The organism is Streptomyces sp. NPDC126503, from assembly GCF_040302405.1.
Classification (GTDB): Bacteria; Actinomycetota; Actinomycetes; order Streptomycetales; family Streptomycetaceae; genus Streptomyces; species Streptomyces gulbargensis.
In genome coordinates this window covers 97,660-121,968 of sequence record NZ_JBEORS010000009.1, presented here as the reverse complement: position 1 = coordinate 121,968, position 24,309 = coordinate 97,660, and the positions used below count along the sequence as shown (strand labels likewise).

The window sequence follows — 24,309 nt, the reverse complement described above, 5'->3', positions numbered from 1 at the left end:
GTCCCGCTCTCCCCCCGCGGAGCTCATCGAGCTCACCGAGCCTTTCGGAGGCACGCAATGCGTGTGCGCAGATCCGGAACGACCCTCGCCGGCGCCGCCCTCGCGGCCCTGGCCCTCCTCCCCCTCTCCGGCCCGGCCGGCGCCGCCCCCGACCCGGGCACCCGCCAGGTCCCGGCCCGCGGCACCGCCCACATGGGCATGGGCGTCATCGAGCACGACGGCCAGAACGGCAGGCCGGGCGGCATCTCGGTCCAGGCCGTCCAGACGGAAGGCGTGGACGTCTCCAGCCACCAGGGGAACGTGGCGTGGACCACGCTGTGGAACAGCGGCGTCAAGTGGGCCTACGTGAAGGCCACCGAGGGCACGTACTACAAGAACCCCTACTTCGCGCAGCAGTACAACGGCGCGTACAGCGTGGGCATGATCCGCGGCGCGTACCACTTCGCGACCCCGGACACGGCGAGCGGGGCCGCCCAGGCCGACTACTTCGTGAACAACGGCGGCGGGTGGTCGAAGGACGGCAGGACCCTGCCGGGCGCGCTCGACATCGAGTGGAACCCGTACGGCGCGACCTGCTACGGCAAGACCCAGGCCGGAATGGTCTCGTGGATCCGGGACTTCCTGAACCGGTACAAGTACCGGACCGGGCGGGACGCGGTGATCTACACCGCCACGAGCTGGTGGAAGCAGTGCACGGGGAACTACTCCGGCTTCGGCACGACGAACCCGCTGTGGATCGCGCGGTACGCCTCCGAGGTGGGCGAACTCCCCGCCGGCTGGCCGTACTACACGATGTGGCAGTACACCTCGTCCGGCCCGACGGTCGGTGACCACAACCACTTCAACGGGGACCTCTCGCGGGTGCAGGCGCTCGCGAACGGCGGCTGACGGCCCGCCCCGCGCGGCCGCTCCGGGCGCGGCCGCGCGGGGCGGCGGCTCCCCACGGAGCGGCGGACGGCGGCTCCCGGGTGTGCGGCGGCACCCCGGGGGCCGCTCCCGCTTTTCCGGCCACCCTCTTGCCTATTGGTATGGACCAATGCGAGGCTCTACGGCGGCCGGACGTGTCCCCAACTCGCCCGCGCCCGCAGGTCGTTGTGCCACCGCTCGTCCCGTACTCCCCCACGCACGAGAGAGAGCCGCCGCATGAGGTCCCACCGCCGTGCCGCCGTCACCGCCACCGGCGCCGCCGCCCTGTCCCTGTCCGCCGCCGCGCTCGTCGGCCTCACCCCCGGCACCGCGAGCGCCCACGGGGCCGTCTTCAACCCCGTCAGCCGCATCGCCGCCTGTTTCGCCGAGGGGCCCGAGACCCCCAGGTCGCAGGTGTGCAAGGACCTCGTCGCCGACTCCGGCACCCAGCCGCTCTACGACTGGAACGAGGTCAACATCGCCAACGCGGCCGGCAACCACCGGGCCGTCATCCCGGACGGCAAGCTCTGCTCGGCCAACCGCGAGAAGTTCCGGGCACTGGACTGGGCCCGCACCGACTGGCCCGCGACGGCCGTCACCCCCGGCTCCTTCGGCTTCAAGGTCCGGGCGACGGCGGCGCACGTGGGCACGATGACCGTCTACATCACCAAGCAGGGCTTCGACCCCACCCGGCCGCTGAAGTGGTCGGACCTGGACCCGACGCCCGTGGCGGTCCACGCCACCGCCCGGTCCACGACCGACGGTCACTACTCCTTCACCGGTACCCTCCCGGCCAGGACCGGCCGCCACGTCGTCTACAAGGTGTGGCAGCGCAGCGACAGCCCCGAGGCGTTCTACAGCTGCTCGGACGTCACCTTCGGCGGCGCCACCGCCACGGCGGCGAAGGCGCCGGCGGAGTCGGAGATCGCGGCGGGCGCCGCCCTCTCGACCGTGAGCCACGCGGGTCACGGCGGCGACGAGCGGCCCCCGGCCCTCGCCGCCGCCCAGGCCCGGCCGGTCGGGGCCGCCGGAACGACGGAGACGGGGCCGGAGAGGGGGGCCGTGACGAGCCGGGCCGCCGCCGAACCGGCCGCCTCCCCGCTCCCCCTCGCCCTCGCGGGCGCCGGAGCCGTCACCGTCTTCGCGGCGGGCAGCCTGCTCCTGGGCCGCCGCCGGCACTCCCCCTCCGCCTGACGCCCCGCACCCCGGCCGGGCGGTGGGCCGCCTAGACGGACCGCCCGGCCGGGAAGAGGGCGGCCAGCCGGGGCAGCGCGGTGCTCCCGCCGGCCGGGCCCACGGGACCGGCCGGTGACCCGCCGCCCCCGTCCCAGCCGCCGGAGTCCCCGGCCTCGTCATCCCCGTCGAGGCGGTCGTCTTCACCGTCCCGTTCCCCGTCGGCGTCCGGCTCCTCCGCGTCCAGGATGTCGTCGACCGCGGCGTGGAACTCCTCCCCCTCGTCGTCCTCCTGGCCGGTCAGCTCGTCGTACACGTCCTGCGCGACGTACTCGAGCTCCTCCCACTCCGGCCAGGCGTCGTCGTCCCACTCCTCCTGGTGGCGGCCCACCAGCGCCCGGACCTCCGGCACGTCCGCGAGCGCGTCCGGATCGGCGAGGACCGACTCGTACGTCTTCCGCCCCTGCCCCACCAGCCAGAGGGTGAAGTAGTGGAAGCCGTCGTCCGAGCAGCCCCCGCCCTCGATCAGGTCGGCCGCCCGCCACAGGGCCCGGGTGTCCGCCGCCTCGCACGCTCTCTCCAGCCGGACCTGGAAGGCCACGCTGTCGGCGGCCGGACGCCGCCGCAACTCCCCCGCCAGCCACTCCAGCCGCTCGTCCCGGTCGCCGGGTCGGCGGCTCAACTCGTCCATGAGAGCCCAGAAGGCGTCGTCGTTCATACCGTCGAGCATGCCAGCACCGGCCGACAACGGCGGTGGGGCGCCCCCCTTTCCGGGGAGACGCCCCACCTGCGTGCCCTCACGTCCCGTCAGGCCGCGACCGCCTCGACCGGCACCTCGGCCGGGGCCAGCGCGATCTCCAGGACCTGCCGGACGTCCGTCACCGGGTGGACCTCCAGCTTCTCCAGGATCTCGGCCGGGACGTCGTCCAGGTCGGCCTCGTTCCGCTTGGGGATCACGACCGTGGTGATGCCCGCCCGGTGCGCGGCGAGCAGCTTCTGCTTCACTCCGCCGATCGGGAGGACCCGGCCGGTGAGGGAGACCTCGCCGGTCATGGCCACGTCGGTGCGGACCAGCCGTCCGGAGAGCAGCGAGGCCAGCGCGGTCGTCATCGTGATGCCCGCGCTCGGGCCGTCCTTCGGGACCGCGCCCGCCGGGAAGTGGATGTGCACGCCCCGGTCCTTGAGGCCGGTGACGGGCAGTTCCAGCTCCGCGCCGTGCGAGCGGAGGAAGGAGAGCGCGATCCGCGCGGACTCCTTCATCACGTCACCCAGCTGGCCGGTGAGGGTCAGCCCGGCGGCGCCGGTCTCCGGGTCGGCGAGCGACGCCTCCACGAAGAGGACGTCACCGCCCGCGCCGGTCACGGCGAGGCCGGTGGCGACGCCGGGGACCGCCGTGCGCCGCTCCGCCGGGTCCTGGGCGGACTCCGGCACGTGGTGCGGCCGGCCGATCAGGCCCCGCAGGTCGTCCGGGGTGACGGTGCAGGGCAGCTCGCGCTCGCCCAGCTCGTGCTGGGCCGCGATCTTGCGCAGCAGCCGGGCGACGGACCGCTCCAGGGTGCGGACACCGGCCTCCCGGGTGTACTCGCCCGCCAGCTTGCGCAGGGCGGCCTCCTCCAGGACGACCTCACCCGGCTCCAGACCGGTCCGCTCCAGCTGCCGGGGCAGCAGGTGGTCGCGGGCGATGACGACCTTCTCGTCCTCCGTGTAGCCGTCGAGCCGGACCAGCTCCATGCGGTCGCGGAGCGCCTCCGGGATCGCCTCCAGGACGTTGGCGGTGGCGAGGAAGACGACGTCGGAGAGGTCGAGTTCGACCTCCAGGTAGTGGTCGCGGAAGGTGTGGTTCTGCGCCGGGTCGAGGACTTCGAGGAGGGCGGCCGCCGGGTCGCCCCGGAAGTCGGAGCCGACCTTGTCGATCTCGTCGAGCAGCACCACCGGGTTCATGGACCCGGCCTCCTTGATCGCCCGGACGATGCGGCCGGGCAGGGCGCCGACGTAGGTGCGCCGGTGGCCGCGGATCTCGGCCTCGTCCCGTACGCCGCCGAGGGCGACCCGGACGAACTTGCGGCCCATGGCGTGGGCCACGGACTCACCGAGGGAGGTCTTGCCGACGCCGGGCGGACCGACGAGGGCGAGGACGGCACCGCCGCGGCGTCCGCCGACGACGCCGAGGCCGCGCTCGGCGCGCCGCTTGCGCACCGCCAGGTACTCGGTGATGCGCTCCTTCACGTCCTGCAGGCCGGCGTGCTCGGCGTCCAGGATCGCCTGGGCGCCGGGGATGTCGTACTGGTCCTCGGTCCGCTCGTTCCACGGCAGTTCGAGGACGGTGTCGAGCCAGGTGCGGATCCAGGAGCCCTCGGGGGACTGGTCACTGGCCCGCTCCAGCTTGTCGACCTCCTTGAGGGCGGCCTCGCGCACCTTCTCCGGCAGGTCGGCGGCCTCCACACGGGCCCGGTAGTCGTCGGACTCGTCGCCCTCGGACTCGCCGTTCAGCTCGCGCAGTTCCTTGCGTACGGCTTCGAGCTGACGGCGCAGCAGGAACTCGCGCTGCTGCTTGTCGACGCCCTCCTGGACGTCCTTGGCGATGGTCTCGGCGACGTCCTGCTCGGCGAGGTGCTCGCGGAGCTGGGCGGTGGCGAGCTTGAGGCGGGCGACCGGGTCGGCGGTCTCCAGGAGTTCGACCTTCTGCTCGACGGTGAGGAAGGGCGAGTAGCCGGAGTTGTCGGCGAGGGCGCCGACGCCGTCGATCTGCTGGACGCGGTCGACGACCTGCCAGGCACCGCGCTTCTTGAGCCAGCTGGTGGCCAGCGCCTTGTACTCCTTGACGAGCTCGGCCACGGCGCCGGGCAGCGGGTCGGGGACGGTCTCCTCGACGGCGGTGCCCTCGACCCACAGGGCGCCGCCGGGCCCGGTCGTGCCGGCGCCGATGCGGACCCGGCCGCGTCCCCGGACGAGCGCGCCGGGGTCGCCGTCGGCGAGCCGCCCGACCTGCTCCACGGTCCCGAGGACACCGGTGGCGGCGTAGGTGCCGTCGACCCGGGGCACCAGGAGCACCCGGGGCTTGCCGGTCCCGGGGCGGGCCGCGGCCTGGGCGGCCTCGACGGCGGCCCGTACGTCGTTGTCGGACAGGTCCAGCGGCACCACCATTCCGGGCAGCACGACCTCGTCGTCGAGCGGCAGCACAGGCAGAGTGAGCGGCGCGGTCACCTTGGACTCAGAAGCCATGATCTCCCCTTCGGCAGTCAAGTTGAGCTGTACAGACTCAATGCTCATGAGCCGGTGAATGTTCCCCGGCCCGTGTTCGCTCTGAGCGATCACCGGGGGAACCGGCGTCCACCCGGCGCCCCGCCCCCGGGAGGGGCATGCTCGGACCATGACGCGACGCGTACGGGCACGGTGGTGCGGGGCCCTGCTCCTGACGGTGGTGGTGGCCGCGGGGGCGAGCGGCTGCGGGACGGAGGCGCCGTCTCCGCCCGGGCAGCCCTCCTCGCCCGCCCCGGCGACGACCGGGCAGGCCTCGCCGCCGCGCCAGGAGCCGAGCGGCCAGGAGGTGCTGGTGGAGGTCGTCGTCACGGGCGGCTTCGCCGGGGTGCGCAACCGGCTGGTCGTCCACGAGGACGGCGGCTGGACCCTGGACTCCCGCGCGAAGGAGCCGCGCGACGGCCGGATGACCCCGGACGGGGTGGCCCGGCTGCGGGCGGCGCTGGAGGACCCCGCGTACGACCGGGTGCCCGCCGAACCCACCGGCGAACCGGTCCGGGACGGCTTCCGGTACACCGTCACCCACGGGCAGCACCGCGTCGTCGCCACCGACGGCGCCGTACCGCCCGCGCTCCGGCGCGTCCTCGACGCCCTCCCGGAGGGCGGCCCGCCGACGAGCCCCTGATCCCCGCCCCGAGGGACGTACGGCCCGCCGTGAACCGAAGCGGCTCCGCCGGGCGATAGACAGGGCGTGAGACTGTTGCGCCCCTCAGGGGGAGGCCCTCGAAGGGACGACGAGGCGGAAGCACGGGCCGGGGTGAGCGGCACGGACGGGAGCGCCGGGCCGCCGGGCGGTGGTGGCGAGCGGACGGCCGGTGGACTGGCCGGCGCCGGTCGTCCGGGCGCCGGACCGGGAGACGTCGAGATCGCGGACGGGGCGGGGACGGCGGTCCGGGGGCGTCTCACCCGACCGGAGGTTTTCCGCCACGCGGCGGTGGGGCAGCCGCTGGCGCGGTCCTGCGAGGAGGACGCCTTCCGGAGACCGGGGCAGGAGCGCGCCGCCCTCGTGCACCTCGCCGTGCACGAGCGGCCGGCGCCGGCCCCGCCCGGGCACGGCACCGGTCCCTCCGGCGCCCAGGAGTACCTGGACCGGCCGCGCGCCAGGGCTCCCGCCGCCCAGCGCGCCTACCTGGCCCGCCGTCTCGCGGCCGACCACTGCCGCCCGGAGGAGGTGCCGGCCCCGTGAACCGCGGCTCCCCGTTCCTTCTGTACGCGCGCTCCCGTGGCCTGCCGGGGGCGGTCGCCGCCCTCGCCGGCACGGCGGCGGTCACCGCGTGGGGCGCCTGGTGGCCGGTCCCCCGTCCCGGTTTCGACCACGCGACCCGGCTGCCGGTGGTCGTCCTCGGCCCGCTGCTCGCCGCCGCGGGCGTCGGTACGAGCCCGCACACCCCGAGCGGCGTGCTGGACCGTACGGCGGTACGGCCCTGGTGGCGGCGGCACCTGGGCCGTCGCGGGGACGGCCTTCGTGCTGGGCACGGCGCTCTGCGCCTGGCGGGGGCCCCGGCCCACGGGCGGCTGACTTCCCGAACCACGAGGGGGCGAATTTCGGCCACCGCCGGAGCCAGGGCCGGACCCGTACCCCCGCCACCCCGTCCGGCCCGGGACCCCGCGCCCGGCCCCATAAGGCGTTTGTCCCGCCCCCGCCCCGCCCGACAGGATGACCGGGAGCCGTCAGCTGCCGAGACGAGAGCGGAGTGAACCCGATGTCCAGCCCCGTCACCCTCGACCGCCGTGAGGGACCGTACGGAGAAGTGGTGCTGCGGCGGCGCGCCGAGCACTTCGAGATCATCGCCAACGGCACGTTCCTGATGGACACCTCCGACGGGCGCTCCGAGCGGCTTCTCGTGGACGCGGCCAGGGACGCCCTGCCCGAGGAGGCCCGGGCCGGTGCCTCGATCCTCATCGGCGGGCTCGGGGTGGGGTTCTCGCTCGCGCACGCCGCGGCCGACCCGCGCTGGGGGCGGATCGCCGTCGTGGAACGGGAGGAGGCGATCATCCACTGGCACCGGCGCGGCCCGCTCGCCGCGCTCTCCGGGGCGGCGCTGGCCGACCCGCGGACCGTGATCCTGCACACGGACCTCGTGGAGTACCTGCGGACCTCCCCCGACACGTACGACGCCCTGTGCCTGGACATCGACAACGGCCCGGACTGGACGGTGACGGAGGACAACGAAAACCTCTACGGCACCGAGGGGTTGGCGTCCTGCGCGGCCCGGCTGAACCCCGGCGGGGTGCTCGCCGTGTGGTCCGCGCGGCCCTCCACCGATTTCGAAGAGTCGTTGCGGAATGCCGGATTCAGCGGGGTACGGACCGAAGAGATCCCCGTTGCCCGGGGCGTCCCGGACGTGGTCCACCTCGGCATCAGGCCTGCGTAGCCGGGACGCCGCCGGTACCTCTAGGCTGCTGCACCGACATCGGCGACGCGAGGCGGGGCAATGGAGCAGACACACACCACTCACCAGGGTGCGGCCACTCCGGGGGCCCAGCGCAGGGTGCTCGTCGTCGAGGACGACGCGACCATCCTGGAGGCCGTCTCGGCCCGGCTGCGGGCCGAGGGATTCCTCGTGCAGACCGCGGCCGACGGCCCCGCGGCCGTCGACGCCGCGGAGGCCTGGCAGCCGGACCTGATGGTCCTGGACGTGATGCTGCCCGGCTTCGACGGTCTGGAGGTCTGCCGCCGGGTCCAGGCGCAGCGGCCGGTCCCGGTCCTGATGCTGACCGCCCGCGACGACGAGACCGACATGCTGGTCGGGCTCGGGGTCGGCGCGGACGACTACATGACGAAGCCGTTCTCGATGCGCGAGCTCGCCGCCCGGGTGCACGTGCTGCTGCGCCGCGTGGAGCGGGCCGCGCTGGCGGCGGTGACCCCGCGCAGCGGCATACTGCGCCTGGGCGAGCTGGAGATCGACCACGCGCAGCGCCGGGTGCGGGTGCGGTCCGAGGACGTGCACCTGACGCCGACCGAGTTCGACCTGCTGGTCTGTCTGGCGAACACCCCGCGGGCGGTCCTCTCCCGCGAGCAGCTCCTCGCCGAGGTGTGGGACTGGGCGGACGCCTCGGGCACCCGGACGGTGGACTCGCACATCAAGGCGCTGCGCCGGAAGATCGGCGCCGAGCGGATCCGTACGGTGCACGGCGTCGGGTACGCGCTGGAGACCCCGGCGCCGTGAGCCGCGCCGCGGACCGCGTCCCCCACCGTGCCCCGAACCGGCCCGCGGGCCGGCCGGGCAGGCTCACGCGGGCCGGCGGGCCCCCCGCGGGGCGGACCGGGCGGCGGATCTCGATCTCGATCAAGACCAAGCTGGGCGCCCTGGTGGTCGGCGCGGTGCTGCTGACGTCCGCGCTCGCCCTGGTGGCGATCCGCACCTCCACCGAGTTCCGGTACATCACGATCTTCGCGATGATCGCGACCCTGCTGATCACGCAGTTCGTGGCGCAGTCCCTGACGGCGCCGCTGGACGAGATGAACACGGTGGCGGGTTCGATCTCGCGCGGCGACTTCAGCCGCCGGGTGCAGGGCGCGGACCGGCGGGACGAGCTGGGCGACCTCGCCTCCACCATCAACCGCATGGCGGACGACCTGGAGGCCGTCGACCGGCACCGCAAGGAGCTGGTGGCCAACGTCTCGCACGAGCTGCGCACGCCCATCGCCGCGCTCCGGGCGGTCCTGGAGAACGTCGTGGACGGGGTCTCCGAGGCCGATCCCGAGACCATGCGCTCGGCGCTGAAGCAGACGGAACGCCTCGGCCGGCTGGTGGAGACCCTGCTGGACCTGTCACGTCTCGACAACGGTGTCGTCACGCTCCGGGCCCGCCGCTTCGAGGTGTGGCCGTACCTCTCCGGGGTGCTGCGGGAGGCGAACCTGGCCGCGTCCCAGCGCGGGCTGTCGTCGACGTCGGGGCTCCACCGCCGTACGGACGTCCATCTGCACCTGGACGTGTCACCGCCCGAGCTGACCGCGCACGCGGACCCGGAGCGGCTGCACCAGGTGATGGCGAACCTCATCGACAACGCGGTCAAGCACTCGCCGCCGCACGGCCGGGTCACGGTCCGGGCCCGGCGCGGCCCGTACCCGGACTCGCTGGAGCTGGTGGTCGAGGACGAGGGCCCGGGCATCCCGGAGGCGGAGCGGCACAAGGTGTTCGAGCGCTTCAACCGGGGCACGGTGCCGAATCAGCACGGTCCGGGGAGCGACGGCGGGACCGGACTCGGCCTGGCCATCGCCCGGTGGGCGGTCGATCTCCACGGCGGCGGGATCGGAGTGGCCGAATCATCACGCGGCTGCCGCATCAGAGTCACTCTTCCGGGCAGTCTTCCCTACAGAGATTGACGTAGGGTTCGAACCGGAAGCACACGTTCTGCGTGTACGCGGGCATGACGTGATCAGGGATGCGGCCGAAGGCGGCCGTAGCCGTGTTTTTCCGTACCCTCACACAGGGGGAACCACGGTTGTTTCCCGCCATTCACGGCGGTGAAACGCCGCGTCAAGTGTGACTTGCGCGACGTTGGAGTGCCCGGCCTGCACCTCCCGGCCGGACAGGCGTAGCCTTTATTTCCGCTGTCCATCACCTTGTGAAGCGGAAGAGGGCGGTTGCCGCCGTGTCGTCTCAGTCCCCCAGTACCCCGAGCTCCCCGACCGACCAAGACGGGGCGGGCAAGAGCCCCGCGACCGCCTTCGGTGCCAATGAGTGGCTCGTCGACGAGATCTACCAGCAGTACCTCCAGGACCCGAATTCGGTCGATCGTGCCTGGTGGGACTTCTTCGCCGACTACAAGCCCGGAGCGTCGGAGACCCCCGCCGCCCCGGCCGCCACCACGCCGAGCGCGCCGGCCGCGCCGCAGACGGGCCCCGCACAGGCCGCGCCTGCCGCTCCCGCCGCCGCCCCGGCCGCCGCCGTACCCGCCCCGGCCACCGCTCCGGCACCGGCCCAGCCGAAGCCGGCCGCGGCCCCCGCCGCCCCGGCCGCCGCGAAGCCCGCCGCCGCTCCGGCCCCGGCCAAGGCCGCCGCTCCGGCCGCCAAGGCCCCGGAGGCGACCGAGGCCCCCGCCGGCCCCGAGCTGATCACCCTGCGTGGTCCCGCCGCGGCCGTCGCGAAGAACATGAACGCCTCGCTGGACATGCCGACGGCCACGTCCGTCCGCGCCGTCCCGGTGAAGCTCCTGTTCGACAACCGGATCGTCATCAACAACCACCTGAAGCGCGCCCGGGGCGGGAAGATCTCCTTCACCCACCTCATCGGCTACGCCATGGTGCAGGCCATCAAGGCCATGCCGTCGATGAACTGGTCGTACGCGGAGAAGGACGGCAAGCCGACCCTGGTCAAGCCGGAGCACGTCAACTTCGGTCTCGCCATCGACCTGGTCAAGCCCAACGGCGACCGCCAGCTCGTCGTCGCCGGCATCAAGAAGGCCGAGACGCTGAACTTCTTCGAGTTCTGGCAGGCCTACGAGGACATCGTCAAGCGCGCCCGCGTCGGCAAGCTGACGATGGAGGACTTCACCGGCGTCACGGTCTCCCTGACCAACCCCGGCGGCCTCGGCACCGTCCACTCCGTGCCGCGTCTGATGCCCGGTCAGTCCGTCATCATGGGCGTCGGTTCCATGGACTACCCGGCCGAGTTCCAGGGCACCTCCCAGGACACCCTGAACAAGCTGGGCATCTCCAAGGTCATGACCCTGACCTCGACCTACGACCACCGGGTCATCCAGGGCGCGGCCTCCGGCGAGTTCCTGCGGATCGTCTCCAACCTCCTCCTCGGCGAGGACGGTTTCTACGACGACATCTTCAAGGCGCTGCGCATCCCCTACGAGCCGGTCCGCTGGCTCAAGGACATCGACGCCTCGCACGACGACGACGTCACCAAGGCCGCGCGCGTCTTCGAGCTCATCCACTCCTACCGGGTCCGCGGCCACGTCATGGCCGACACCGACCCGCTGGAGTACAAGCAGCGCAAGCACCCCGACCTGGACATCACCGAGCACGGCCTCACCCTGTGGGACCTGGAGCGGGAGTTCGCGGTCGGCGGCTTCGCCGGCAAGTCGATGATGAAGCTCCGCGACATCCTCGGCGTGCTCCGCGACTCGTACTGCCGCACCACCGGCATCGAGTTCATGCACATCCAGGACCCGAAGCAGCGCAAGTGGATCCAGGACCGCGTCGAGCGCCCGCACGCCCGTGTGGAGCGCGAGGAGCAGCTCCGCATCCTGCGCCGGCTCAACGCCGCCGAGGCCTTCGAGACCTTCCTGCAGACGAAGTACGTCGGCCAGAAGCGGTTCTCCCTGGAGGGCGGCGAGTCCGTCATCCCGCTGCTCGACGCGGTCATCGACTCGGCCGCCGAGTCGCGCCTGGACGAGGTCGTCATCGGCATGGCCCACCGCGGCCGGCTGAACGTCCTCGCCAACATCGTCGGCAAGTCCTACGCGCAGATCTTCCGCGAGTTCGAGGGCAACCTCGACCCGAAGTCGATGCACGGCTCCGGCGACGTGAAGTACCACCTGGGCGCCGAGGGCACCTTCACGGGCCTCGACGGCGAGCAGATCAAGGTCTCCCTGGTCGCCAACCCCTCCCACCTGGAGGCGGTCGACCCGGTCCTGGAGGGCGTCGTCCGCGCCAAGCAGGACATCATCAACAAGGGCGGCACGGACTTCACGGTCCTCCCCGTCGCCCTGCACGGTGACGCGGCCTTCGCGGGCCAGGGCGTCGTGGCCGAGACCCTGAACATGTCGCAGCTGCGCGGCTACCGCACGGGCGGCACGGTCCACATCGTCATCAACAACCAGGTCGGCTTCACCGCCGCCCCGGAGTCCTCGCGTTCCTCGATGTACGCGACCGACGTGGCCCGCATGATCGAGGCGCCGATCTTCCACGTGAACGGCGACGACCCGGAGGCCGTGGTCCGCGTCGCGCGGCTCGCCTTCGAGTTCCGCCAGACGTTCAACAAGGACGTCGTGATCGACCTCATCTGCTACCGCCGCCGCGGTCACAACGAGGGCGACAACCCCTCGTTCACCAACCCGCAGATGTACAACCTGATCGACAAGAAGCGTTCGGTGCGCAAGCTGTACACCGAGTCGCTCATCGGTCGCGGGGACATCACCCTGGAGGAGGCGGAGCAGTCGCTCCAGGACTTCCAGGGACAGCTGGAGAAGGTGTTCGCGGAGGTCCGCGAGGCCACCGCCGCCCCGGCGCCCACGCACGTGCCGGACGCCCGGGCCGAGTTCCCGGTCGCCGTCACCACCGCGGTCTCCCAGGAGGTCGTGAAGCGGATCGCCGAGTCGCAGGTCAACGTCCCGGAGCGGATCACGGTCCACTCGCGCCTGCTGCCGCAGCTGCAGCGCCGCGCGGCCTCCATCGACGACGGCACCATCGACTGGGGCTTCGGCGAGACCCTCGCCATCGGCTCCCTGCTGATGGAGGGCACCCCGGTCCGCCTCTCGGGCCAGGACACCCGCCGCGGCACCTTCGGCCAGCGCCACGCGGTGCTGGTGGACCAGGAGACCGGCGAGGACTACACCCCGCTGCTCTACCTGACGGAGGACCAGGCCCACTACAACGTCTACGACTCGCTGCTCAGCGAGTACGCGGCGATGGGCTTCGAGTACGGCTACTCGCTGGCCCGACCGGACTCCCTGGTCGTCTGGGAGGCCCAGTTCGGTGACTTCGTCAACGGCGCGCAGACCGTCGTCGACGAGTTCATCTCCTCGGCCGAGCAGAAGTGGGGCCAGACCTCCGGCGTCACGCTGCTCCTGCCGCACGGTTACGAGGGCCAGGGCCCGGACCACTCGTCCGCCCGCCCGGAGCGCTTCCTCCAGCTGTGCGCCCAGGACAACATGACGGTCGCCATGCCGACGCTGCCGTCGAACTACTTCCACCTGCTGCGCTGGCAGGTGCACAACCCGCACCACAAGCCGCTCATCGTCTTCACCCCGAAGTCGATGCTGCGTCTGAAGGCCGCGGCGTCCAAGGTGGAGGAGTTCACGACCGGCGGCTTCCGCCCGGTCATCGGAGACGAGTCGGTCAACGCGGCCGACGTCCGCAAGGTCGTCTTCTGCGCGGGCAAGGTCTACTACGACCTCGACGCCGAGCGGAAGAAGCGCGGTGTCACGGACACGGCGATCATCCGGGTGGAGCGCCTGTACCCGCTGCCGGGTGCCGAGCTGCAGGCCGAGATCTCCAAGTACCCGAACGCCGAGAAGTACCTGTGGGCCCAGGAGGAGCCGGCGAACCAGGGTGCGTGGCCGTTCATCGCGCTCAACCTGATCGACCACCTCGACCTGGCGGTCGGCGCGGACATCCCGGCGGGCGAGCGCCTGCGCCGGATCTCGCGCCCGCACTCCTCCTCCCCGGCGGTCGGCTCGGCCAAGCGCCACCAGGCGGAGCAGCAGCAGCTGGTCAACGAGGTCTTCGACGCCTGACCCCGGTACCGCGTACCCGGTACGTACGGAGGCCCGGCACCCCTTGCGGGGGTGCCGGGCCTCCGGCGTTCCCGGACCGCCGCGGAGGGGACCGAGGCGCGTCGGGGGCCCGCCGGGTACGGCCTATCCTGGGCGTATGTACTTCACCGACCGTGGCATCGAGGAACTGGAGAAGCGGCGAGGCGAGGAGGAGGTCACCTTCGAGTGGCTCGCCGAGCAGCTGCGGACCTTCGTCGACCTCAACCCCGACTTCGAGGTGCCGGTCGAGCGCCTCGCCACCTGGCTGGCCCGTCTCGACGACGAGGACGAGGACGAGTAGGAACCCCTGGGGGTCCCGGGGTCCCTCCGGCGGTCGGTACGGCACGGAGCTCGTGCAGGCTCGGTGGCGGGCTCCACGCGCGTGAGGGTGCGGAGGGGGCGGTACGGCGCCGGTAGCGGGCCTCACGCGCGCGTGGGGGCCGGCCCGCCGGCGCGCAGGCGGTCGTGGGCGAGGCCGAGGGCCCCGTGGGCGACGAGGACGGTTCCGGCCGTCGCCCAGCCGCCGCTGCGGCGACGCAGGGCCCACAGCAACAGCGGCAGGCCCGCCGCGAGCTGCGCGGCGGCGAGGGCACGCGCCCGGGGGCCCCGCAGGCAGGGGCCGAGGGGACGGTGCTCCACGATGTCCGGTACGGCGCGTACGGCGTCGCGCCGGCCGCTGCCCTCCACATGTTCGGCGCCCCGGGCGAGCGCGGCGGAGCGCAGCCGGTCCGTGTCCTCCCCGGGACTGATCCCGGCCGGCAGGGCGAGCCCGGCGCGGGTGAGGACGGCGACGAGGCCGACGAGCCGGGCGGCGCCGTCGGCGTCCGGGTCGGGGACGGTGAGCGGTTCGAGGTCCTGGACGTCCAGGACGGGGTCGAGGGCGAGGCGGTCCGCGAAGGTCCGCATCGCCTCGTCCTCGCCGGCGGGCGTGCCGTCCGCGAGCCACGTGTAGCCGACGGGGCGCCGGAATCCGGTGGCGAGGACGAAGCCGGCGCGCTCGCCGTCCCACCAGAGCGCGAGGACGGGCCAGGTGGCGGCGGAGACCGCGAGGGCGGTGGCCCAGCCGCTGACGGCGCGTTCGACGGGTTCCCCGCCGTGGAGCCAGGGGGTCCCCTCCGGCACGAGGACGCTCCAGTCCGTCCCTGCGGGGACCAGCAGCAGGTGTTCCCGAAGGAGTTGGGCCGGCGGCCTGACCAGTGTGGATTCGGCGCGGCAGAGCAGCAGCGCTCCGGCGGGGCTCGGTCGGGAGGTCGCGTTCATGCGCCTTACGCTAGGGCAATTTGTCCGCGTACGGAGGGGATTGCGCCACCCCTGTCAGGGGAGAGTCAGGGTTGACTTCCCCTCACCGCGATATATCGTGTATGCGAGAGACGCGATATGTTGCGTTGCCGATACGGGAGGTCAGCACCATGACAGAGTGGTCCGTCACCGAGCCGACGAAACTCACGCCTGCCGGGCCCGTGACGCGCCTCCAGGTCCGTGTCGTCAACGGCGCGGTGAACGTGGTGGGGACCGAGGAGGCCACCGCGCGGGTGGAGGTCTCCGAGATCGAGGGGCCGCCGCTGATCGTGTCGCAGGAGGGCTCGACGCTGACCGTCAGCTACGAGGACCTGCACTGGAAGGGCATCCTCAAGTGGCTCGACCGCAGGGGCATGCGGCGCCGGGCCGTGGTGTCCGTGGCCGTGCCCGCGGGTGTGGACGTCGAGGTGGGGGTGGTCGGCGCCGAGGCCGTCGTCTCCGGGATCCGGGGGCGTACGGAGGTGCGGGGCGTCACCGGCGACACGACGCTCGTCGGACTCTCCGGACCGGTCCGGGCGGAGACCGTGTCGGGCGCCCTGGAGGCCCAGTCGGTGACGGGGGCCCTGCGGGTCAACTCCGTGACCGGTGACGTGACGGTGATCGAGGGCGCCGGCGCCTCCGTGACGGCGGACACGGTGAGCGGGGACATGGTGATCGACCTCGCCGGGGCCGGTCAGGACGGGCCGCCGGCGGACATCCGGCTCACCAGCGTGTCCGGCGAGGTCGCCATCCGGCTGCCGCACCCGGGCGACGCCCGGGTGGAGGCCACCACCACCAGCGGCTCGCTGTCCAACGCCTTCGAGGACCTGCGGGTGGGCGGGCAGTGGGGCGCCAAATCCCTGACCGGCACCCTCGGTTCCGGCCGGGGGACGCTCAAGGCCACGACCCTCTCCGGATCGATCGCCCTGCTCCGCCGCCCCGAGCCGGACGAGGACGCCGGCTCCCCCGCCCCGTCCGCCCCCTCCTCGACCGGAAAGGTGCTCTGACATGCCGCCCGTCTTCGCCCACGGCCGCCTCCGCCTCTATCTGCTCAAGCTGCTCGAGGAGGCCCCCCGCCACGGCTACGAGGTGATCCGGCTCCTGGAGGAGCGCTTCCAGGGGCTGTACGCCCCCTCGGCGGGCACCGTCTACCCGCGCCTGGCCAAGCTGGAGGCCGAGGGGCTCGTCACCCACGCCAGCGAGGGCGGGCGCAAGGTGTACTCGATCACCGACGCGGGCCGGGCCGAGCTGGCCGCCCGGGGCGCCGAACTGGACGACCTGGAGCGGGAGATCCGCGAGTCGGTGTCGGAGCTCGCGGCGGAGATCCGGGAGGACGTACGGGGCGCGGCCGGCCGGGTCCGCAGCGAGATGCGGGCGGCGGCGGGCCGGACCCGGCAGGCGGAGAGTTCGGCCTTCGCCGACGCCAAGGAGGAGCTGCGCCGGGCCCAGCAGGAATGGAAGGAGCAGGCCCGCCAGGCCCGCGCGGAGGCGCAGAACGCACGGCGCCAGGCCAAGGAGTTCCAGCGGATCGCCCAGCAGGTCCAGGAGCAGGTCCAGGACCGCTTCTCGCGGGGCGAGTGGCCCAAGGGCGTCTGGGAGGGCCTCTCGGACATCACCGCCCAGCTCGGCGGTCTGGTCACCGGCACCACCCACCCCAAGGCCTCGGGCGCCGGTTCGCCGTTCCCGCCGGACCGGGAGGCCTCCGGCGGCACCGGCACGTCCGGTACCCCCGGCACCCCCGGCACGTCCGGCACTGAGACCGCCGAGGCGCCGGAGTGGGCCCGCCCCACGGAGGGTTCGGGCGATCCGGCCCGTGACCTGGACCGCCTGCTGGACCGGTTCCGCGACGAGATCCGCGACGCGGCCCGGGACCACGGGGTGAACGACGAGCAGCTGTCCGAGGCCCGCCGGCACCTGTCGACGGCGGCGGTCCGCATCACGGGGCTCCTGCGTCCCCGGCGCGGAGACTGAGGCCGGGCGCCCGGGCGGAGCCGGCCGCCCGCCGGTCCCCGCCCGCCGGTCCGCCGCCGGTTCCGCCCCGCCGTCAGCCGCGGGTGACCGTCACCGTCACCCGCGCGTCCGGGGCGGCGAGGACCCAGGCCCTGCCCCGGTCCTGGCGGAGCACCAGTGCCCCGCCCCCGGCGGTGACCCGCCAGTCGCCGGGCGGCAGGGAGAGTTCGGTGACGCGGGGGCCGCGGCGTCCGGCGGAGTCGTACACGAGGCGGTAGGCGCCGGCCAGGGAGTCGTACGCGGCGGAGCGCACCGTGCCCGCGACGGCCTCCGCGTACGGCTCGGCGGTCAGCTCCTTGTTGGTGCGGAAGGCCCCGGTGCCGTCCACGGCGCAGTAGCCACCGCCGTAGCACCACACGTATCCGGCCCAGCCGGAGCCGTACCGGCCGAGGGAGGCCATGGCGTCACGGTAGAAGCGGTTCATGTTCGGGAGGGAGTTGTTGAGCGGCCCCCACTCCCCCACCACCACGGGCACCTTGTACTCGGCCGGGTAGCGGGTGACGGCCCGCTCGTAGTTCTCGATCCAGCCGGCGGCCGGGTCGTAGTCGGCACCGGCCTCCATGCCGGTGTTGTAGAAGTGGGGGGCGTAGACGACCTTGGGGTCGTCGATCCGGCCGAGGCCGGTCGGGACGCCCTCGCCGACGATCGGGGTCGGTTCGACGAAGAGCCAGGCGTCCGGGTCGGCCGAACGGACCGCGTCGGCGAGGCGGTTGTACAGGGGGGTGAGGTGGTCCCGTTCGATGCGCCGGGCCGCCGTCGCCAGGTCCTCACCCTCCCGCAGCTCGCCCATGGGTTCGTTGATGAGGTCGTAGCCGAGGACGGCGGGGTGGTCGTCGAAGCGTTCGGCGAGGACCCGCCACATGCGGGCCTGGGCGCGCCTGAGGTCCTCGTCCTCGTAGAGGTGGGTGAAGGCGCGCTGGACGGCCGGTTCGAAGTACTCGGAGAACCAGTCGTCCGGGTGGGGCGTGAAGGGCAGGCCGTCGGTCCTCGTGGCCCAGGCGGGGATGCCCCGGTGCCCGAAGGCCGGGCCGAAGACGTCCTGGTGGGCGTCGATGAGGACGGTGACGTCGTGCCGGTGCGCCCAGTCCAGGATCCGTTCGATCTTCCGGAGGTAGTCCTCGCTGTACCGGCCGGGCCGGGGTTCGAGGTCGTCCCAGAAGACGAGGAGGCGGGCGAAGTTGAAGCCTTGGGCCCGCATGTCGCGGAAGTGCTTCTCGGTGATCGCGGAGAGGGCCGCCTCGCCCCGGTTCGTCTTGTCCTCGACGTTCCAGCCGCGCAGGGTCAGGGTGCGGCCGTGCTCGTCGGTGAGGGCGGGGATGCCCGTCCCGCCACCGGTGCTCCCGGCGCGTGCCACCGAGCCCGTGGAGCCGCTGGAGCCCGTGGAGCCGCTGGAGCCGGTGATGGCGGTGGTGGCGGTGGCCGTGGTGGTGGGGGCGAGGAGGACGGCGAGAACGGCGCTCGCCGCCAGGGTGGTTCGCAACACAGGGAGCACGGGGACCTCCGGCACGACGGTGTGTTCGCGGTGCCGGAGATCCCATCAGGTGATCTGACGCTTCATCAAGAGTTGGTGAGCACGATCTTTCCGAAGAGGTCGCCCGAGGCCATCTTCTCGAAGCCCTCGCGGGCGCGGTCGAGCGGCAGCACCTCGTCGATCACGGGCCGGACACCGGTGGCCGCGCAGAACGACAGCAGGTCCTCCAGCTCGTCCTTGGAGCCCATGGTCGAGCCGACGACCTTCAGCTCCAGGAAGAAGATCCGGGTGAGCTCCGCGTGCGAGGGCCGGTCCCCGCTGGTGGCGCCGGAGATGACGACGGTGCCGCCCGGGCGCAGCGACTTGACCGAGTGCGACCAGGTGGCCGCGCCGACGGTCTCGATGACGGCGTCCACCCGCTGCGGGAGCCGCGCCCCCGGCTCGTACGCCTCGACGGCCCCGAGCTCGACGGCCCGCTTCCGCTTGGCCTCGTCGCGGCTGGTGGCGAAGACGCGCAGGCCGGCCGCCTTGCCGAGGGCGATGGCGGCCGTGGCGACGCCGCCACCGGCGCCCTGGACCAGGATCGAGTCACCGGGGCGCACGCCGGCGTTGGTGAACAGCATCCGGTAGGCGGTGAGCCAGGCCGTGGGGAGGCAGGCGGCCTCCTCGAAGGAGAGCTCCTTCGGCTTGGGCAGCACGTTCCAGCGGGGCACGGTGACGCGCTCGGCGAAGGTGCCCTGGTAGCGCTCGGTGAGGATGGAGCGGGGCTCGTCCGGACCGACGCCGTGGCCCGTCTGGCCGATGACGGAGTGCAGGACGACCTCGTTGCCGTCCTCGTCGATGCCCGCCGCGTCGCAGCCGAGGATCATCGGCAGCTTCTCCTCGGGCAGTCCGACGCCGCGCAGCGACCACAGGTCGTGGTGGTTGAGGGAGGCGGCCTTGACGGTGACGGTGGTCCAGCCGGGCCGGACCTCGGGTTCGGGGCGTTCGCCCAATTCGAGGCCGTTGAGGGGCTGGTCGCGATCGATACGAGCGGCGTAGGCAGCGAACATGGCCCCGACCCTAGGACGCCACCGGCGGTGACGGAACCACGCGCCTGTGTGACGCACGTCCCTCCCGGGCCCGGCGCACGCCCGCGTCCCTCCCGGGACGCGCCGAGGGCCCCGCTCCGTGTGGGGAGCGGGGCCCTCGGGCGTACGGCGCGCGCGTCAGCGGCGGGCGACGCCCTCCGCGCGGGCGGCGGCGGCGACCGCGGCGGCGACGGCCGGAGCGACCCGCTCGTCGAACGGCGAGGGGATCACGCAGTCGGCGGAGAGCTGGTCACCGACGACGTCGGCGATGGCGTTGGCCGCGGCGATCTTCATGCCCTCGGTGATCCGGGAGGCCCGGACCTGGAGCGCGCCGGCGAAGATGCCGGGGAACGCGAGGACGTTGTTGATCTGGTTCGGGTAGTCCGAGCGGCCGGTCGCCACGACGGACGCGTACTTGTGCGCGACGTCGGGGTGGACCTCCGGGTTCGGGTTGGCCATGGCGAACACGAACGCGTTCGGGGCCATGGAGGCGACGGCCTCCTCCGGAACGGTACCGCCGGAGACGCCGATGAAGACGTCGGCGCCGGCCAGGGCGCTCTCCAGGGAGCCGGTGAGGCCGGCCTTGTTGGTGAGCTCGGCGATCTCGCGCTTGACGTCGGTCAGGTCCTCGCGGTCCCGGCTGACGATGCCCTTGCGGTCGGTGACGGCCACGTCACCGAGGCCGGCCTCCAGGAGGAACTTGGCGATGGCGACACCGGCCGCGCCGGCGCCGGAGATGACACCGCGCAGCTCGCCCAGGGTCCGGCCGGTCAGCTTCGCCGCGTTGCGGAGGGCGGCGAGGGTGACGATGGCCGTGCCGTGCTGGTCGTCGTGGAAGACCGGGATGTCGAGGCGCTCCTGGAGCTTGCGCTCGATCTCGAAGCACCGGGGGGCCGAGATGTCCTCCAGGTTGACGCCGCCGAAGGACGGGGCGAGCCGGACGACGGTCTCGACGATCTCGTCGGTGTCCTTGGTCGCGAGCGCGATCGGGACCGCGTCCACGCCGCCGAACTGCTTGAAGAGGATGGCCTTGCCTTCCATGACGGGAAGGGAGGCCTCCGGGCCGATGTCGCCGAGACCGAGCACCGCGGTGCCGTCGGTCACGACCGCGACGACCTGCGACTTCCAGGTGTAGTCGTTGACCAGCTCGGGCTGCTCGGCGATGGCGGTGCACACCTTGGCCACGCCGGGCGTGTACGCGAGGGACAGGTCGTCCTTGTCCCGGAGGGGGACGGTGGCCTGAATGGCCATCTTGCCGCCCCGGTGGAGCGCGAACGCCGGATCGAAGGGCTCCTCGGGAGCTCCTTCCGTCGCGGCCTCGCTGCGAGGATTGACGATCTCCGCTGCCATGTGGGTAGACCCCTTAAGTCTGCTTCAGTGAGGGTGGCCGCTCCTGGTGAGGAGCGGTTGGCGGGTCCCGCGGCCGCCGTGTCTGGCAGCCGCGCGGGCGCGCCGCACAACGCGCCCTGAGCCCCGGATGAGGGGTGTAAGGATCCTTCTTACCGGACGGACGGCACCGCAGACGAGTCCATAACCGCTCGGTGACGCGACTCATACCGAGCGCACCCGCACGGGGACAGGGAGCGACACGTCACTCGATGTCCGGAAAGATGCGCTCCAGAGCCGAATGGCGGCCTTCCACTCGTCCGAATGGCGAGATGAACCGGAGATTTTCCGGTGGTGGGGAAGTGTTTCCGAAGAAGATCCGGCCTTGATGTACCGGCCTGTCGGGATTCGGGGGTCACCCGTTACCCGATTTTGACATCCGAGGCCGTCGGTTTGAGCCGGTCCGAATGGCAAGATGCCGTAATCACACGAGGTCGCGACACCCGAAGGTGCGTACGCGATCTTTGGCAACTCCCTCACACGCCGGAGGAACCCGACCATGACCGCACGCTCCACGCGCTGTACGACCGTCGCCAAGACCCGCACCTCCCGTCTTGCCGCGGTCGCCGCCATCGCGGTCGCCGGCTCCATGCTGCTGACCGCCTGCGGCGACCAGACCGAGGGCGCCAAGAAGCCCGAGGGCGGCGCTTCCAAGGCCCCCGTGAGCACCGCGCCGCTGTTCTCCAAGCTCCCGGCCGACATCCAGAAGGCCGGTGTCATCAAGGTCGGCACGGACGCCACGTACGCCCCGATGGAATTCAAGAAGGGCAAGGACATCGTCGGTGTCGACCCCGACATCGCCGCGGCCCTCTCCAAGCAGCTGGGCGTCCCGTTCGTGTTCGAGAGCGGCACCTTCGACACCCTGCTCACCGCCCTTCCGACCGGCCGTACGGACATCGTCATGTCCTCCATGACCGACACCAAGGCCCGCCAGGAGGGTCTGGACGACAAGGGCAGGAAGACCGGTACCGGTGTCGACTTCGTCGACTACTTCAGCGCCTCGACCGGCATCCTGGTCAAGAAGGGCAACCCGGAGAACATCAAGTCGCTCGACGACCTGTGCGGCAAGAAGCTCGCGGTGCAGCGCGGCACCACGTACGAGCAGGCCGCCAAGGACCAGGCCGCCAAGTGCGAGAAGGACGGCAAGCCGAAGCTGACCTTCGAGTCCTTCCCGACCGACGCCGAGGCCCAGACCCGCGTCAAGGCGGGCGGCGCCGTGGCCGACCTGAACGACTCGCCGGTCGCCGCGTACATCGCCCAGACGGCGGGTGGCGGCAAGGACTTCGACGCGGTCGCCAACAAGTCGGACGCCGGCTACTTCGGCATCGCGGTCGACAAGAAGGACACGCAGCTGCGGGACGCGCTGAAGGAAGCCCTGGACGCGATCATCAAGGACGGCACCTACAAGGCCGCCCTGGACAAGTGGAACGCCGGTTCCGGCGCGATCCCCGCGGCCAAGATCAACGGCGGCTCCTGACTACCCTCCACCCCCTCCACGTAGCACCGAAGGGCAGTCGCTGTGACTGACAAGCTCGCCAAGGTTCCCGCCGGGGCGTCGCCCGCCCCGGCGGGGACCCCGCCGGAGGCCATCAAGGCCATCCCGGTCCGCCACTTCGGGCGCTGGGTCGCCGCGATAGTGGTCATCGCCCTCCTCGCGCTCCTCGGGTACGCCTTCTCCCAGGGCAACGTCCGCTGGGCGACCGTGCCGGAGAAGCTGTTCGACCCGAGCATCCTCACCGGCCTCTGGAACACCATCCAGATCAGCGTCGCGTCCATGGCGCTCGGCCTGGTCCTGGGCATCCTCTTCGCCGTCATGCGGCTGTCGAAGAACCCGGTGACCAGCACCATCGCCTGGCTGTACATCTGGGTCTTCCGGGGCACCCCGGTCTACGTCCAGCTGCTGATCTGGTTCAACCTCGCCCTGATCTTCCCGATCCTCAACATCGGGTTCTACAAGGACGAGATGACCGACGTCATGACCCCCTTCCTGGCCGCCCTCCTGGGTCTCGGCCTCAACGAGGGCGCGTACATGGCGGAGATCGTCCGGGCCGGCATCCAGTCGGTCGACGAGGGCCAGACCGAGGCCGCGCACGCCCTGGGCATGTCCCAGAGCAGGACGATGCGCCGGATCGTGCTGCCCCAGTCGATGCGGGTGATCATCCCGCCGACGGGCAACGAGTTCATCAACATGCTCAAGACCTCCTCCCTCGTGGTCGCGGTCCAGTACCCGGACCTGCTGCGGGCCGCCCAGGACATCGCCTCGGTCTCGTTCGCCGTGATGGAGATGTTCTTCGTCGCCTCGATCTGGTACCTGATCCTCACCACCGTCTTCAGCATCGGGCAGTTCTACCTGGAGCGGCACTACGCGAAGGGCTCGCTGCGCTCGCTGCCGCCCACGCCGTGGCAGAAGATCAAGGCCAATCTGCGCTTCGCGCCGTCGAAGCGCTCCGGAGGTACCGCATGACCCCCATGGTGAAGGCCGAGGGCGTCCACAAGTCCTACGGCGCCGCGCACATCCTCCGCGGCATCGACCTGGAGGTGCAGAACGGCGAGGTGTTCTGCCTGATCGGCCCGTCCGGTTCCGGCAAGTCCACCTTCCTGCGCTGCATCAACCACCTGGAGAAGATCAACGCCGGCCGGCTGTACGTCGACGGCGAGCTGGTCGGGTACCGCCAGAAGGGCGACAAGCTCTACGAGCTCAAGGACAGCGAGGTCGCGCTCCAGCGCCGCGACATCGGCATGGTCTTCCAGCGCTTCAACCTCTTCCCCCACATGACGGCCCTGGCCAACGTGATGGAGGCGCCGATCCAGGTGAAGGGCGAGACCAAGGCGGTGGCGCGCGAGCGCGCCGAGCGCCTGCTCGACCGCGTGGGCCTCGGCGACAAGGCGGGCAACTACCCCTCGCAGCTCTCCGGCGGCCAGCAGCAGCGCGTGGCCATCGCCCGCGCGCTGGCGATGGAGCCGAAGCTGATGCTGTTCGACGAGCCGACCTCGGCGCTCGACCCGGAGCTGGTGGGCGACGTCCTCGACGTCATGCGGGACCTGGCCGAGTCGGGCATGACGATGGTCGTCGTCACGCACGAGATGGGCTTCGCCCGCGAGGTGGGCGACTCGCTGGTCTTCATGGACGGCGGCGTGGTGGTCGAGTCCGGCCACCCGCGCGACGTCCTGACCAAGCCGCAGCACGACCGGACGAAGGCGTTCCTGTCCAAGGTGCTGTAGGACGCGTACGGGAAGGGGCGGTACGGGATCTCCCGTACCGCCCCTTCCCGCGTCCGGTCCGCCGCGTGACCGCCCGGGTGCCCCGCTTCCGGCCCCCCGGGG

The 24,309-nt window shown here is 72.3% G+C and carries 20 protein-coding genes; 14 read left to right on the top strand and 6 right to left on the bottom strand.

The genetic code is table 11. The features are described 5' to 3' along the window. Positions 1-57 precede the first annotated feature (57 nt). Complete coding sequence (locus tag ABTY40_RS14730) at positions 58-888, top strand: lysozyme (RefSeq protein WP_352059829.1); 831 nt, start codon at positions 58-60, stop codon at positions 886-888. A gap of 255 nt (positions 889-1,143) precedes the next feature. After that, complete coding sequence (locus ABTY40_RS14725; RefSeq protein ID WP_352059828.1) at positions 1,144-2,100, top strand: lytic polysaccharide monooxygenase auxiliary activity family 9 protein; 957 nt, start codon at positions 1,144-1,146, stop codon at positions 2,098-2,100. A gap of 31 nt (positions 2,101-2,131) precedes the next feature. Here the strand turns inward: ABTY40_RS14725 and ABTY40_RS14720 are convergent, their stop codons facing one another. Together ABTY40_RS14720 and lon are read right to left on the bottom strand one after the other, a co-directional pair. Beyond that, positions 2,132-2,797 (bottom strand): DUF4240 domain-containing protein, encoded by a 666-nt coding sequence (locus ABTY40_RS14720; RefSeq protein WP_352059827.1) that lies wholly within the window; start codon positions 2,795-2,797, stop codon positions 2,132-2,134. 89 nt (positions 2,798-2,886) lie between these two features. Further along, the gene (lon, locus tag ABTY40_RS14715) at positions 2,887-5,301 is read right to left on the bottom strand and encodes an endopeptidase La (protein WP_352059826.1); all 2,415 of its coding nucleotides are present in this window, start codon (positions 5,299-5,301) and stop codon (positions 2,887-2,889) included. Between the two features lie 148 nt (positions 5,302-5,449). Between lon and ABTY40_RS14710 the strand changes: the two genes are divergently transcribed. The 7 genes from ABTY40_RS14710 (at position 5,450) to ABTY40_RS14680 (ending at position 14,071) form a co-directional block, all read left to right on the top strand. After that, entirely contained in the window at positions 5,450-5,962 is a 513-nt protein-coding gene (locus tag ABTY40_RS14710) for a hypothetical protein (RefSeq protein WP_352059825.1), read from the top strand. A 132-nt stretch (positions 5,963-6,094) separates the two neighbouring features. After that, a complete protein-coding gene (locus tag ABTY40_RS14705; RefSeq protein ID WP_352059824.1) occupies positions 6,095-6,523 on the top strand; it encodes a hypothetical protein in 429 nt (142 codons plus the stop codon). 517 nt (positions 6,524-7,040) lie between these two features. Beyond that, a complete protein-coding gene (locus tag ABTY40_RS14700) occupies positions 7,041-7,712 on the top strand; it encodes a spermidine synthase family protein (protein ID WP_352059823.1) in 672 nt (223 codons plus the stop codon). A 60-nt stretch (positions 7,713-7,772) separates the two neighbouring features. Beyond that, positions 7,773-8,507, top strand: a complete 735-nt coding sequence (locus ABTY40_RS14695) for a response regulator transcription factor (RefSeq protein WP_309054624.1) — start codon at positions 7,773-7,775, stop codon at positions 8,505-8,507. 107 nt (positions 8,508-8,614) lie between these two features. Beyond that, positions 8,615-9,667, top strand: coding sequence for a HAMP domain-containing sensor histidine kinase (locus tag ABTY40_RS14690; RefSeq protein WP_345288976.1), 1,053 nt, complete (start codon positions 8,615-8,617; stop codon positions 9,665-9,667). Positions 9,668-9,936: 269 nt separating this feature from the next. Next, positions 9,937-13,752: a multifunctional oxoglutarate decarboxylase/oxoglutarate dehydrogenase thiamine pyrophosphate-binding subunit/dihydrolipoyllysine-residue succinyltransferase subunit gene (locus ABTY40_RS14685; RefSeq protein WP_352059822.1), complete on the top strand. Its 3,816-nt coding sequence runs from the start codon at positions 9,937-9,939 to the stop codon at positions 13,750-13,752. Between the two features lie 136 nt (positions 13,753-13,888). Then, the gene (locus ABTY40_RS14680) at positions 13,889-14,071 is read left to right on the top strand and encodes a DUF6104 family protein (RefSeq protein WP_003961784.1); all 183 of its coding nucleotides are present in this window, start codon (positions 13,889-13,891) and stop codon (positions 14,069-14,071) included. 122 nt (positions 14,072-14,193) lie between these two features. On the opposite strand, the gene ABTY40_RS14675 is transcribed toward ABTY40_RS14680, so the two are convergent. Next, on the bottom strand, positions 14,194-15,030 hold the full coding sequence (locus ABTY40_RS14675; RefSeq protein WP_352059821.1) for a hypothetical protein: 837 nt from the start codon (positions 15,028-15,030) through the stop codon (positions 14,194-14,196). Between the two features lie 149 nt (positions 15,031-15,179). Between ABTY40_RS14675 and ABTY40_RS14670 the strand changes: the two genes are divergently transcribed. After that, the gene (locus ABTY40_RS14670) at positions 15,180-16,055 is read left to right on the top strand and encodes a DUF4097 family beta strand repeat-containing protein (RefSeq protein WP_352059820.1); all 876 of its coding nucleotides are present in this window, start codon (positions 15,180-15,182) and stop codon (positions 16,053-16,055) included. Position 16,056: 1 nt separating this feature from the next. After that, a complete protein-coding gene (locus ABTY40_RS14665; protein WP_352059819.1) occupies positions 16,057-17,019 on the top strand; it encodes a PadR family transcriptional regulator in 963 nt (320 codons plus the stop codon). Positions 17,020-17,092: 73 nt separating this feature from the next. On the opposite strand, the gene ABTY40_RS14660 is transcribed toward ABTY40_RS14665, so the two are convergent. The 3 genes from ABTY40_RS14660 to ABTY40_RS14650 all read right to left on the bottom strand — a co-directional run bounded on the left by ABTY40_RS14660 (position 17,093) and on the right by ABTY40_RS14650 (position 20,949). Continuing rightward, a complete protein-coding gene (locus ABTY40_RS14660) occupies positions 17,093-18,412 on the bottom strand; it encodes a cellulase family glycosylhydrolase (protein ID WP_352059935.1) in 1,320 nt (439 codons plus the stop codon). Between the two features lie 203 nt (positions 18,413-18,615). Further along, positions 18,616-19,581 (bottom strand): zinc-binding dehydrogenase, encoded by a 966-nt coding sequence (locus tag ABTY40_RS14655; protein WP_352059818.1) that lies wholly within the window; start codon positions 19,579-19,581, stop codon positions 18,616-18,618. Positions 19,582-19,737: 156 nt separating this feature from the next. Further along, on the bottom strand, positions 19,738-20,949 hold the full coding sequence (locus ABTY40_RS14650) for an NAD(P)-dependent malic enzyme (protein ID WP_309051236.1): 1,212 nt from the start codon (positions 20,947-20,949) through the stop codon (positions 19,738-19,740). Between the two features lie 535 nt (positions 20,950-21,484). Here ABTY40_RS14650 and ABTY40_RS14645 point away from each other — a divergent pair. From ABTY40_RS14645 to ABTY40_RS14635, 3 genes are read left to right on the top strand one after another with little or no spacing between them, the layout of a single operon-like run. Then, positions 21,485-22,462 carry an ABC transporter substrate-binding protein gene (locus ABTY40_RS14645; RefSeq protein WP_352059817.1) on the top strand — a complete coding sequence of 326 codons (978 nt, stop codon included), beginning with the start codon at positions 21,485-21,487 and terminating at the stop codon, positions 22,460-22,462. Positions 22,463-22,504: 42 nt separating this feature from the next. Beyond that, positions 22,505-23,449, top strand: coding sequence for an amino acid ABC transporter permease (locus tag ABTY40_RS14640; RefSeq protein WP_345287717.1), 945 nt, complete (start codon positions 22,505-22,507; stop codon positions 23,447-23,449). After that, on the top strand, positions 23,446-24,207 hold the full coding sequence (locus tag ABTY40_RS14635) for an amino acid ABC transporter ATP-binding protein (protein ID WP_309051233.1): 762 nt from the start codon (positions 23,446-23,448) through the stop codon (positions 24,205-24,207). Before ABTY40_RS14640 ends, ABTY40_RS14635 begins: the two co-directional genes overlap by 4 nt. Positions 24,208-24,309 lie beyond the last annotated feature (102 nt).

Bases quoted from the DNA above. Each gene is read 5' to 3' on its own strand.
- ABTY40_RS14730 (WP_352059829.1), top strand. From the start codon at position 58: ATGCGTGTGCGCAGATCCGGAACGACCCTCGCCGGCGCCGCCCTCGCG.
- ABTY40_RS14725 (WP_352059828.1), top strand. From the start codon at position 1,144: ATGAGGTCCCACCGCCGTGCCGCCGTCACCGCCACCGGCGCCGCCGCC.
- ABTY40_RS14720 (WP_352059827.1), bottom strand. From the start codon at position 2,797: ATGAACGACGACGCCTTCTGGGCTCTCATGGACGAGTTGAGCCGCCGA.
- lon (WP_352059826.1), bottom strand. From the start codon at position 5,301: ATGGCTTCTGAGTCCAAGGTGACCGCGCCGCTCACTCTGCCTGTGCTG.
- ABTY40_RS14710 (WP_352059825.1), top strand. From the start codon at position 5,450: ATGACGCGACGCGTACGGGCACGGTGGTGCGGGGCCCTGCTCCTGACG.
- ABTY40_RS14700 (WP_352059823.1), top strand. From the start codon at position 7,041: ATGTCCAGCCCCGTCACCCTCGACCGCCGTGAGGGACCGTACGGAGAA.
- ABTY40_RS14695 (WP_309054624.1), top strand. From the start codon at position 7,773: ATGGAGCAGACACACACCACTCACCAGGGTGCGGCCACTCCGGGGGCC.
- ABTY40_RS14680 (WP_003961784.1), top strand. From the start codon at position 13,889: ATGTACTTCACCGACCGTGGCATCGAGGAACTGGAGAAGCGGCGAGGC.
- ABTY40_RS14675 (WP_352059821.1), bottom strand. From the start codon at position 15,030: ATGAACGCGACCTCCCGACCGAGCCCCGCCGGAGCGCTGCTGCTCTGC.
- ABTY40_RS14670 (WP_352059820.1), top strand. From the start codon at position 15,180: ATGACAGAGTGGTCCGTCACCGAGCCGACGAAACTCACGCCTGCCGGG.
- ABTY40_RS14665 (WP_352059819.1), top strand. From the start codon at position 16,057: ATGCCGCCCGTCTTCGCCCACGGCCGCCTCCGCCTCTATCTGCTCAAG.
- ABTY40_RS14655 (WP_352059818.1), bottom strand. From the start codon at position 19,581: ATGTTCGCTGCCTACGCCGCTCGTATCGATCGCGACCAGCCCCTCAAC.
- ABTY40_RS14650 (WP_309051236.1), bottom strand. From the start codon at position 20,949: ATGGCAGCGGAGATCGTCAATCCTCGCAGCGAGGCCGCGACGGAAGGA.
- ABTY40_RS14645 (WP_352059817.1), top strand. From the start codon at position 21,485: ATGACCGCACGCTCCACGCGCTGTACGACCGTCGCCAAGACCCGCACC.
- ABTY40_RS14635 (WP_309051233.1), top strand. From the start codon at position 23,446: ATGACCCCCATGGTGAAGGCCGAGGGCGTCCACAAGTCCTACGGCGCC.